A 10457-nucleotide genomic window follows, 5' to 3' on the forward strand; every position below is an offset into this window, starting at 1 on the left:
CCCGCCGCGTTCGTCCCGGCCGACCTCGTCCAGCCCCGCGTGCGTTTGGCCACCTCGGGTGAAGCGGCACTGCTCAACAGCACGACGGCGGGAGCGGCGGAGGAGATGTTCGCGGCGGCAGCGGGCGGCGGCGTCGTCCTGACCCTCGCGAGCGGCTACCGTTCCTTCACCACCCAGATCGCGACCTATAACAGGTGGGTGAACACGGAGGGACAGGCCGCGGCGGACACCGCCTCCGCGCGGCCGGGCTATTCGGAACACCAGACGGGCTGGTCCTTCGACATCGGCGACGGCAGCGGCCGGGACAGCTTCACTCCGGCGTTCGCCAACCAGCCGGCCGCGGTTTGGGCGAAAGCCAATGCCCACCGGTTCGGCTTCGTGGTGCGCTACCCCTGGATGTTCCATGAGATCACCGGCTACTACTACGAGCCTTGGCACCTTCGCTTCGTGGGCGTGGAGGCGGCAACCGACATGAACACCCGGGGCGTCGCGACCCTCGAGGAGTACTTCGGACTCGAGGCGGCCCCGGCCTACCTGTGACGGCCCTGTAACGGCACGACACGGACCGCAATACTTACCTCCGCGACACAGGGCGTTCACGCGGCTGGGCTAGCGTGGGGGCATGCTAACCGGATTCAAGAACTTCATTCTCAAGGGCAACGTCGTCGACCTTGCCGTCGCGGTCGTCATCGGTGCCGCATTTGGCGCCGTGGTAACGGCACTGGTCCAGAGCGTCCTCATGCCGTTCATCGCAGGCCTGGTCGGTTCGCCCAATTTCGACAGCTTCGCCGTCGTCACCCTGAACGGCAACGACATTAAGTTCGGGGTGTTGCTGACGGCGATCGTCAACTTCCTCCTGGTCGCGGCTGCCATCTACTTCGTTGTTGTGGTGCCCATGAACCACATGATCGAACGGCGCAACCGCCGCCTCGGCATCAACGCGGACGTCAAGGAAGAAGCGGCCGAGGATCCGCAAATCGCCCTGCTCACCGAAATCCGCGACGCCCTCCGGACAGAGCGCGCCCGGTAACAACCCCGGCACATAACAATGGCGCGTCCGAGGGGACGCGCCATTGTTATGTCAGTTGTGGGTCCGGTTCAGTCCGCGACGAGCTCCAAAGCCAGCTCGGTCCGAACCACCTGCGCCAGGCGTTCCGCAACGTCCTGGGCGGTTTCCTGCGACGCTGCTTCAACCATGACGCGCACCACCGGTTCGGTCCCGGAGGGGCGCAGGAGCACGCGGCCGGTGTCGCCGAGCTCGGCCTCAGCGAGGGCCACGGCCTCCGCCACGGCGTCGTCGCCCTTGACCCGGGTGCGGTCCACGCCCCTGACGTTGATCAGGACCTGTGGAAGTTTGGTCATCACCGCGGCCAGTTCCTTCAGCGGGCGGCCCGTGAGGGCGACCTGGGCGGCAATCTGCAGGCCGGTGAGGACGCCGTCGCCTGTGGTGGCGTGGTCGGCGAAGATGACGTGGCCGGACTGCTCGCCGCCGAGGTTGAAGCCGCCTTCGCGCATCCCTTCCAGGACGTAGCGGTCGCCCACGCCGGTTTCGAGCAGGCTGATGCCGGCCTCGCGCAGTGCGATCTTGAGTCCGAGGTTGCTCATCACGGTCGCCACCAGGACGTCGTCCTTGAGCTTGCCCGAAGCCTTCAAGGCCACGGCGAGGATGGCCATGATCTCATCGCCGTCGACTTCGCCGCCTTCGTGGTCCACTGCCAGGCAGCGGTCGGCGTCGCCGTCGTGGGCAATACCCAGGTCTGCGCCATGTTCCAGGACCGCTTGCTTGAGCGGCCCCAGGTGGGTGGAACCGACGCCGTCGTTGATGTTGAGGCCATCCGGTTCGGCACCGATGACAATTACGTCGGCGCCGGCATCCTTGAACACCTGGGGGGAACAGCCGCTCGCCGCACCATGGGCACAGTCCAGCACCACTTTTAGCCCGTCCAGGCGGTGCGGGAGCGTGCCCAGCAGATGCACAATATAGCGGTCTTCAGCGTCGGAGAACCGCTGGATCCGGCCGACTTCTCCCCCAATCGGGCGGAAAGGCTCTTTGCTGAGCTGTTCCTCGATGGCGTCTTCCACGGCGTCAGGGAGTTTCTGGCCGCCGCGGGCGAAGAACTTGATGCCGTTGTCCGGGGCGGGGTTGTGCGAGGCGGAAATCATCACGCCGAAATCCGCGTCCAGGTCGGCCACAAGATAGGCCGCGGCAGGGGTCGGGAGCACCCCGGCGTCATAAACGTCGATCCCGGAGCTGGACAGCCCCGCTTCCACGGCAGCCGCAATGAACTCACCGCTGGCGCGGGGGTCCCGGGCCACCACGGCACGCGGCCGTGTTCCGCTGGTATTGCGGTCGTGGCCAAGCACGACCGCGGCGGCTTGGGCCAGCTGCAACGCCAGCTCGGCCGTCAGCAGGCCATTCGCCAAACCCCGGACACCATCTGTTCCAAATAATCTAGACATCGAGTCAAGTTTAGACGATGAGGGGGGCGAGTGCGGGCCGTGGCCCGACACGGCCAGGTTTCAGGGCGAACCCTGCGTGGCCCGGTAAGAGCTATTTCGGTTCAAAAGGGGACGCCGACTACTTGGTTTCTCATTCCCGTGTACTCTATTTTTCCAAAACACTCGCCAGCCAATCAGCAGCCGTTTAGGCTTCGACGCATGACACCTAGCTCTGGGGGCTTGGCGCTCGAAATCGTGGTACCGGTCTTTAATGAACAATTGGTACTCGAACACAGCATCACAAAGCTCGCGACGTATTTATCGCAGGAAATGCCATCGACGTGGCAAATAACCATCGCGGACAATGCCAGCACGGATAATACCGCTGCTATTGCCACGCGGCTGGCCGCGCAATTACCTAACGTGGCCTATCGCAGGCTTGACGTCAAAGGCCGCGGTTTCGCCCTGCGCGACGCTTGGGGGGCCTCCTCAGCCAAAGTCCTTGCCTACTTGGATGTGGACCTCTCAACGGACCTCGCAGCGTTGCCGCCACTGGTGGCTCCCCTGTTGTCCGGACATTCGGATATCTCCATTGGGACCAGGCTCGGCCAGAGTTCAAGGGTAAGCCGAGGCCCCAAACGTGAGTTCATTTCCCGGTCCTACAACTATCTCCTCAAGAGGACCATGCAGGTGAGGTTCTCTGACGCGCAATGCGGGTTCAAAGCTATCCGCGCCGACGTAGCGCGGAGGCTACTGCCGCATGTCGAGGACAACGGCTGGTTTTTTGACACTGAACTGCTGATTATTGCGGAGCGCTCCGGCCTGCGGATTCACGAAATTCCCGTGGATTGGGTTGACGACCCGGACAGTCGGGTCGATATCAAGCAAACTGCGTTGGATGACCTGCGGGGCCTGGTCCGCGTTGCAGGATCGCTGGTGCGGGGAACGATTCCGGTCCAGGCCATTTACGCGGAACTGGGCCGCCGGCCCATAGTCCCGCCCGACCGGCCTAGTTTCTTCGGCCAGGTACTCCGCTTCGGATTGGTGGGAGCGGCTTCCACCATAGCTTTTGCCTTGCTCTACCTGGCCCTGCAAGCGCCCTTTGGCGCGCAGCAGGCGAACTTCCTGGCGTTGCTTCTGACCGCCGTCGGTAATACCGCCGCCAACCGCAGGTTCACGTTTGGCATCAGTGGCCCGGCGAGGCTCTTCACCCAACAGTTCCAGGGACTTGTGGTCTTCCTGCTCGCGTGGACTATTACCTCGTCCGCGCTGACGATTCTTCATGCTGTCAATGTCGACGCTGCTCCGAGCCACGAGCTCCTTGTCCTGACCGGGGCGAATGTTCTCGCGACGCTGCTTAGGTTCGTTTTGCTCCGGGTCTGGGTGTTCCGGGTCCGCCGTAGCGATGAACTGTCGCACGGCCTTACCTTGAATCCTGTCCAGGAACCAGTCCGTTGACGCTGGTCACGGCGTCGAATGCCGCGAAACGAGCATCCGAGCGCTCGGATGAGGGATCGTCCCGGTGGGAACGGGTGGGGCTAGCCTCGCTGCTCGTCAGCACCGCAATCTTCTTTCTGTGGGGGCTCGACAACAACGGCTGGGCCAATCCCTACTATTCGGCGGCCGCGCAGGCGGGTTCCAAGGACTGGACCGCATTCTTCTTCGGGTCTTTTGAGTGGGGCAATCTCATCACCGTCGACAAGACGCCGCTGAGCATTTGGGTGATGTCGCTGTCCGTCAGGCTGTTTGGTTTGAACAGTTGGAGCATCCTGGTGCCTCAGGCGCTGATGGGGGTCGCCACCACGTATCTGATCTACAAGATCGTGCGTCGCGGTTTCGGTGCCGCCCCGTCGTTGTTGGCCGGTGCAATCTACGCAACCACTCCGGTGGTCTTCCTGATGTCCAGGTTTAACAATCCGGAACCGCTGATGGGCCTATTGACAGTAGGCACTGCCTACCTCGCACTGAAAGCCATGGACAGTGGGAGGCTGAGGACTTTTGCTGCCGCGGGACTGCTGCTGGGATTGGCCTTTATGGCCAAGCAGGTCCAGGCGTTCGTGATGGTTCCGGCCCTGTGCGTTGCGGTGCTCATGTTCAGCCACGGCAGCTTGGGGTCGCGCGTCAGGCAGCTGTTCGTCGCGGCGGGGGCGTTGCTGGTGACATCAGCAGCTTGGCTGGTGGCGGTGGAATTCACGCCAGCTTTACAGCGGCCTTACATCGGAGGGTCGATGACAAACAGCGCCCTCGAATTGACGCTCGATTACAACGGGCTGGCCCGGTTCATCCAGATCCCGATAACGGCCTCGGGTGACCGCCCCCGCCCCGGCAATGACGAGTTGGCGCCTTACAACGGCGGGTTCTCCAGGATGTTCGATGGAAACTTTGCGCCCGAAATCGCATGGCTGTTATTCCCGGCCATAGCTCTCACTGTCCTCCTGGTCGTGCTGGGCCGGACCCTGAACTTCAACGCCGTGCAGCAGGAACTAGCCGCTCTCGCCGTCGTCTGGTTTGCCACGGCGCTCGTTCTCCTCTGCTATATGGGAACGATGATCCACACGTACTATACGTTTTCTCTCGCCGCCCCAATTGCACTTGTTGTTCCCATTGGCCTTTCTGTCCTGTGGCAACGGAGAGACAGATGGGTGACCCGGCTCATCGGGGCTGTCGTTGTCGGCGCCTCGACGTATATGGCGGTGAGAGTACTCAACTACAGCGATGAGTGGCCCCTGTGGTTCAGGGCCTTGGTGGTGCTCACAGGTGCGGCCGCTGTGGTTGGCTGGCTCTTCAGCGGGTCCCTGAAGTGGGGGCGGGCGACGCTGGCTGTCGTTGCTGTGGGTCTCCTGGTGGGGCCGATCGGGGCGGATGTTTACACCGTGTCAGTCCCGCAAAAGGGCACAAATCCCCAGTCCGGCCCCGTTGCCAACGACCCGCGGGCAATCTCAAGGCACCTCGTCGGGGTGAAGGCTGGCAACCCGGCCTGGGCCACCCAGACGGCGTTCGGGGCAACCCCCGTCGTTTCGGTCCTGAAAATGCTGCGCCAAACAGCAGGTGAGCAGGACTGGGCCGCTGCAACCTACTCCGCCCAGAATGCGGCCCTCTACCAGCTGGAGTCAGGGCGGCCGGTGATACCCCTGGGCGGCTGGCTCGGCACCGATCCTTCACCCACCCCCGATCAGTTCAAAAAGCTGGTGGCGGACGGACGAATCGGATACTTCATCTGGCAGCAGGATCTGTTGGAGCGCAACGAACTGAGTCCGGAAACTGTAGAGATCTCGCAATGGGTGAAAGAAAACTTCAAGGAGCAAACAATTGACGGCGTCCGACTCTTTAACCTCCGAAACTGACGCAATAGCTCCATCATCCGGTAGGTCCGCGGCCAGTGCCTCATCATTTTCGGCCCGTTGCGCACTGAGAACGTTCTGGCGGGGCCCAGCCGCCCACCAGCCATGGGAACGTCCGGCACTCCTTGCGCTTCTGTTGGTCACGTCTTTGCTTTACGTGTGGAAACTGGATCAGAACGGCTGGGCGAATGCCTACTATTCAGCTGCAGTCCAGGCCGGCCAGCATAATCCCTCCGCCTTCTTTTTTGGGTCCTCCGACTGGGGAAATTCAATCTCGGTGGATAAGCCACCACTGAGCCTCTGGGTCATGGGGATCTCTGTCTGGCTGTTCGGCTTCAACTCTTGGTCAATCCTGCTCCCGCAGGCGATCCTGACCCTGGGCAGCACCTTGATTGTCTACACGCTGGTGCGCCGATGCTTTCCGGCCCACTCCGCCCTATTGGGCGCTTCGATCTTCGCGTTCGCGCCCATCACCGTTCTACTCGCACGTTACAACAACCCCGATCCCTTGATGATCTTTCTGATGTTGTTGGCGGTATATGCCGGAGTGCGGGCCACAGAAACTTCCGCACCTCGGTGGCTCATGTTCGCCGCGTTCCTGCTGGGACTCGGCTTTATGGCAAAGCAACTGCAGGCCTTCCTGGTCCTTCCGGCCCTTGTCTTCGCCTTCCTGGTCTTCGTGCGGATGCCATGGCGGCAAAGGATCTACTCGCTGGCCGCCGCTGGAGCCATTGTCATCGGGGTGTCGTTGGCGTGGCCTTTAACCGTGGATGCAACGCCAGCCGAACAGCGTCCGTTCGTAGGCGGGTCCACGAACAACAGCGTCCTCGAGCTAACCCTCGGCTACAACGGAATTGATCGTGTGATCCACCAGGAGGCTAACCCGACCACGGCGCTACTTCCGCAAGAGCTTCGCGGCCCAGACTCCGACGCCGGGTTCTTCAGATTGCTCAATCGAAACTATGGACAGGAAATCGGCTGGCTGCTTGCGCCCGGCGTCCTGAGTACTTTGGCCATACTGTGGCGGCTCTTCCGACGCCGGTTCAACAGGCCCCAGTCGGTCCTAGCCGGCGTCTCTGCCATCTGGATGATCACGACGTACGGAATGCTCAGCTTCATGGGGAACAGCTTCCACTCGTACTACGCGGCCTCTCTTGCACCGCCGCTGGCTCTCGCGTGCGCCATCGGGGCCTTCATGATGTTTGAGGTGCGGAAGAAAGCGCCGGCGCGCATCTATCTTGTGGTCGCTCTGCTGCTCAGCGCGATATGTTCCTATGCCATGTGGGGGCTGGGAGTCGCGCTGCCGCTTGAGCTCGGGACAGTAATCCTCGTCGTTGTGCTGCTGTCGGCCGCGCTATTGACGGCCCCTGCACCATGGCCGCACCTGGAGCAGGTCGCAGGAGCCGCCGCGGTTTGCGGACTTCTGGTCGGTCCTGTCGCGACTGCCATCATCACGGCAGGAACGCCCCAGTACGGTTCCAACCCTTTGACGGGAAGCGTCACCAGAAGCGAGAACACGCTGAGTCACTTCCTACGCGACGCCAAGACAGGCGCCCCTGCATGGGTTACGGGGCTGGCCCTAGGCCACGCCCCAAACGCCGCTGTGGCTGAAACCATCATGGCCGCCGATCCTGCGTGCACCTGGGGTGCAGCGACGTACCCTGGCCAGACTGCGGCGCGCTTCCAGTTGGCGACCGGGCGTGCGATCCTGCCGTTGGGCGGATTTGCCGCGCTCGATCCGAGTCCCCGGCTCGAACAGTTCCAGGAGTGGGTGGAGTTGGGCCGGGTGTGCTATCTGGTGGAGCAACCGGCGCAGCTTGAAGTCCCCGGCAACAGCGGGGAACTTATGGCCATCCAGGCATGGGTACGTGAGACCTTCAGTCCGCAGGACATCGACGGCACCACTGTCTACCGCCTCGCGCCCTGAGGTGCAGCGGGCTCCCCACTAGCGGCCCAGCGTCGCTGTCGCGCCGTGGTGGGAGAAAGTGTGGGGTCTGCCCGCCGCGGGGCTCTGGCTACGGTTGAGGTTGAGGCCGATCATGGAGATGTCTACCACGGTCGACGCCGGTTCAAACTTGGTGCTGTTGGTGAGCCTACCCGCTAGCGTGGCGCGGAGGACTTCCACGGGAACCGTGGATTGTTGCTTTGGGCACGAGTGCTAGTTTCCTGAATTTTCCCTGTCCTCCCCGTGGCAGACGCCCAATAACCGGTTCAGCGTCTTAGGAGGAACAGTCATGGACATCGTTCACGACCGGGCGGTCGGCATGGATATTTCGAAACGCGATGCGAAGGTCTGTCTCCGGGTCCCCGGCGCCCGGGCGCCCGGGCCGGAACCTACACATCATCGGTAACCGCCTGGGGTGCGACCACACGGCAGATCCTTGAGCTACGGGACTTCCTCGAACACGAGCACGTCACCACGGTGGTGATGGAAGCGACCAGTGATTACTGGAAACCGTTCTTTTACCTGCTCGAAGAGACGCTGCCGGTGATGCTGGTCAACGCCAAGGCCGCACGGAACATCCCGGGCCGCAAATTCGATGTTGTTAACGCCAACCGAAAATAGGGCCAGGAACGCCAACTGAAAACAGGGCCACCGACCATTATGGAAGGTGATCAATTTGGATGATTGGGCGGAGATACGCCACCTGTTTTCGACGGGCAAGCACTCGAAGCGTGAGATCGGCAGGATCGTGGGGGTTTCCCGCGGAACGGTGGAGCGTGCGCTGGAGTCGGACCGGGTGCCGAAGTACCAGCGGGCAGCGGGAGTATCGAGTTTTGATGCGTTTGCTCCCAGGGTGCGGGAGCTGTTGGTGAAGACTCCGACGATGCCGGCCGCAACGCTGGCGGAGCGGGTTGGTTGGTCCGGTTCCGCGTCGCTGTTCCGGGCGAAGGTCGCCGCGATCCGGCCTGAATACGCTCCGCCTGACCCGGCCGACCGTCTGGTCCACGAGCCGGGATTCCAGGTCCAGTGCGATTTGTGGTTCCCGCATGATCCGCTACCCGTCGGTGAGGGTCAGACTGACACGCCCCCGGTGCTGGTGATGACCTCGGCGTTCTCGGGATTCATCCAGGCACGGATGCTGCCCTCCCGCACGACACCGGATTTGATCGGTGGGATGTGGGCGCTGCTGCAGGATGCGCAGGCGGTTCCGTCCAGGCTGTTGTGGGACAACGAGTCCGGCATCGGTCGGCGCCGGCCCACGGAGCCGGTGGCCGCGTTCGCCGGATCCTTGGGGCTGGAGGTCAAACTGCTGCCGCCGCGGGATCCGGAGTCCAAGGGCATGGTCGAGCGGATGAACAGGTTCTTCCGGCAACGCTTCATGCCGGGCCGGGACTTCCGCTCACCAGCGGATTTCAACGGTCAGCTGGAGGACTGGCTGCCCAAGGCCAACCACCGGTATTCCCGGTCCCGCCACGGCCGTCCTGACGAGCTGATCGTCCTGGACCGGGAGAAGATGCGGGAACTACCGCCGGTGACACCGGACACGGTATTCCGCAACGCGGTGCGGCTGCCGCGGGATTACTACGTGCGGGTGTTCTCCAACGACTATTCCGTGGACCCGTCGTTCATTGGGCGGATCGTGGATGTCACCGCTGATCTGGACACCGTCTGGGTCACGCACGATGGGGTGCTCATCGCCACCCACGTCCGGGCCTGGGCGCGGCATCTGGTGGTGACCGACACGGCCCATGTCGCCCGCGCGGCGGTGATGCGCCGGGACTTCCGGACCCAGCGGGTGCGCCGCCCCGAACCCGAGGAAGCCGTGCAAATCCGGGATCTGGCCGCCTACGACGAGATCTTCGGCATCGACCTCGGACAGGACCCGGCCGTGCTGCTGGAGGCGGCGTCATGAGCGGGACACCCTCGCAGATCGAGTACTACGCCCGTGCGCTGCGCGCACCCCGGATCAGCGATGGGTTCCGCCGCCTCGGGGACCAGGCCCGGGACGCCGGCTGGTCGCACGAGGAGTATCTGGCCGCCGTCCTCTCCCGGGAAGTCTCCGAACGCGAAGCCTCCGGAGCCGCGACACGGATCAAGGCCGCCCGGTTCCCCGCGCACAAGGACCTCGAGGAGTTCAACTTCGACCACCAGCCCTCCGCGGACCGGAACCTCATCGCTCACCTGGGCACCAGCGTATTTCTCTCCGAGGCCAAGAACGTGGTCCTGCTCGGGCCTCCCGGCACCGGCAAAACCCACCTCGCGGTCGGCATCGGCATCAAGGCGGCCAAGGCCGGGCACCGGGTCCTCTTCGACTCCGCGACGGGCTGGGTCGCCCGCCTGCAGGAGGCTCATTCCCGCGGGAAACTCGCCCAGGAACTGGTCAAGCTACGCCGCTACAGTCTCCTGGTGGTCGATGAAGTCGGCTATATCCCGTTTGACCAGGACGCCGCGAACCTGTTCTTTCAGCTGGTCTCCAGCCGCTATGAACACGCCTCGATGATTCTGACGTCCAACCTGCCCTTCGCCCGCTGGGGCGACGTCTTCGGGGACCTGACCATCGCCTCGGCCATGATCGACCGGATCGTCCACCACGCCGACGTCATCAGCCTCAAAGGCAAAAGCTACCGGCTCAGAAAACACCAGCCCACGGCCAGTACGGCACAATAGAACGAACAACAAGTGGCCCTGTTTTCAACTGGCACTAATGGCCCTGTTTTGGGTTGGCGTTAACA

The 10457-nt window shown here is 63.1% G+C and carries 9 protein-coding genes; 8 read left to right on the forward strand and 1 reads right to left on the reverse strand.

Features of this window, described 5'->3' with window-relative positions; all coding sequences use genetic code 11:
• A partial coding sequence (locus K789_RS0105195) for a M15 family metallopeptidase (RefSeq protein ID WP_024365834.1) occupies positions 1-540 on the forward strand: 540 nt, incomplete at its 5' end.
• Positions 541-622: 82 nt separating this feature from the next.
• On the forward strand, positions 623-1030 hold the full coding sequence (gene mscL / locus K789_RS0105200) for a large conductance mechanosensitive channel protein MscL (protein ID WP_024365835.1): 408 nt from the start codon (positions 623-625) through the stop codon (positions 1028-1030).
• Between the two features lie 68 nt (positions 1031-1098).
• Here mscL and glmM read toward each other — a convergent pair whose 3' ends face one another.
• Entirely contained in the window at positions 1099-2460 is a 1362-nt protein-coding gene (glmM, locus tag K789_RS0105205) for a phosphoglucosamine mutase (RefSeq protein ID WP_024365836.1), read from the reverse strand.
• A gap of 198 nt (positions 2461-2658) precedes the next feature.
• On the opposite strand from glmM, the gene K789_RS0105210 reads away from it, so the two are divergent.
• From K789_RS0105210 to istB, 6 genes are all read left to right on the forward strand, one after another.
• Positions 2659-3897 (forward strand): bifunctional glycosyltransferase family 2/GtrA family protein, encoded by a 1239-nt coding sequence (locus K789_RS0105210; RefSeq protein ID WP_024365837.1) that lies wholly within the window; start codon positions 2659-2661, stop codon positions 3895-3897.
• The gene (locus tag K789_RS0105215) at positions 3894-5783 is read left to right on the forward strand and encodes an ArnT family glycosyltransferase (protein WP_237739522.1); all 1890 of its coding nucleotides are present in this window, start codon (positions 3894-3896) and stop codon (positions 5781-5783) included. The genes K789_RS0105210 and K789_RS0105215 overlap by 4 nt, the downstream gene beginning before the upstream one ends.
• A gap of 274 nt (positions 5784-6057) precedes the next feature.
• Entirely contained in the window at positions 6058-7707 is a 1650-nt protein-coding gene (locus K789_RS0105220) for an ArnT family glycosyltransferase (RefSeq protein WP_272943956.1), read from the forward strand.
• Positions 7708-8208: 501 nt separating this feature from the next.
• Complete coding sequence (locus K789_RS25325) at positions 8209-8346, forward strand: hypothetical protein (RefSeq protein ID WP_157835664.1); 138 nt, start codon at positions 8209-8211, stop codon at positions 8344-8346.
• A 46-nt stretch (positions 8347-8392) separates the two neighbouring features.
• A complete protein-coding gene (istA, locus tag K789_RS0105230; RefSeq protein WP_024365141.1) occupies positions 8393-9637 on the forward strand; it encodes an IS21 family transposase in 1245 nt (414 codons plus the stop codon).
• Positions 9634-10392 carry an IS21-like element helper ATPase IstB gene (gene istB, locus K789_RS0105235; protein WP_024365140.1) on the forward strand — a complete coding sequence of 253 codons (759 nt, stop codon included), beginning with the start codon at positions 9634-9636 and terminating at the stop codon, positions 10390-10392. The genes istA and istB overlap by 4 nt, the downstream gene beginning before the upstream one ends.
• Positions 10393-10457: the final 65 nt, after the last annotated feature.

Source organism: Arthrobacter sp. TB 26 (assembly GCF_000427315.1).
Classification (GTDB): Bacteria; Actinomycetota; Actinomycetes; order Actinomycetales; family Micrococcaceae; genus Arthrobacter.

What these genes read in the sequence shown, in the direction of transcription:
- istB (WP_024365140.1), top strand. Translation starts at nt 9,634, where the DNA reads ATGAGCGGGACACCCTCGCAGATCGAGTACTACGCCCGTGCGCTGCGC.
- K789_RS25325 (WP_157835664.1), top strand. Translation starts at nt 8,209, where the DNA reads ATGGAAGCGACCAGTGATTACTGGAAACCGTTCTTTTACCTGCTCGAA.
- K789_RS0105210 (WP_024365837.1), top strand. Translation starts at nt 2,659, where the DNA reads ATGACACCTAGCTCTGGGGGCTTGGCGCTCGAAATCGTGGTACCGGTC.
- glmM (WP_024365836.1), bottom strand. Translation starts at nt 2,460, where the DNA reads ATGTCTAGATTATTTGGAACAGATGGTGTCCGGGGTTTGGCGAATGGC.
- mscL (WP_024365835.1), top strand. Translation starts at nt 623, where the DNA reads ATGCTAACCGGATTCAAGAACTTCATTCTCAAGGGCAACGTCGTCGAC.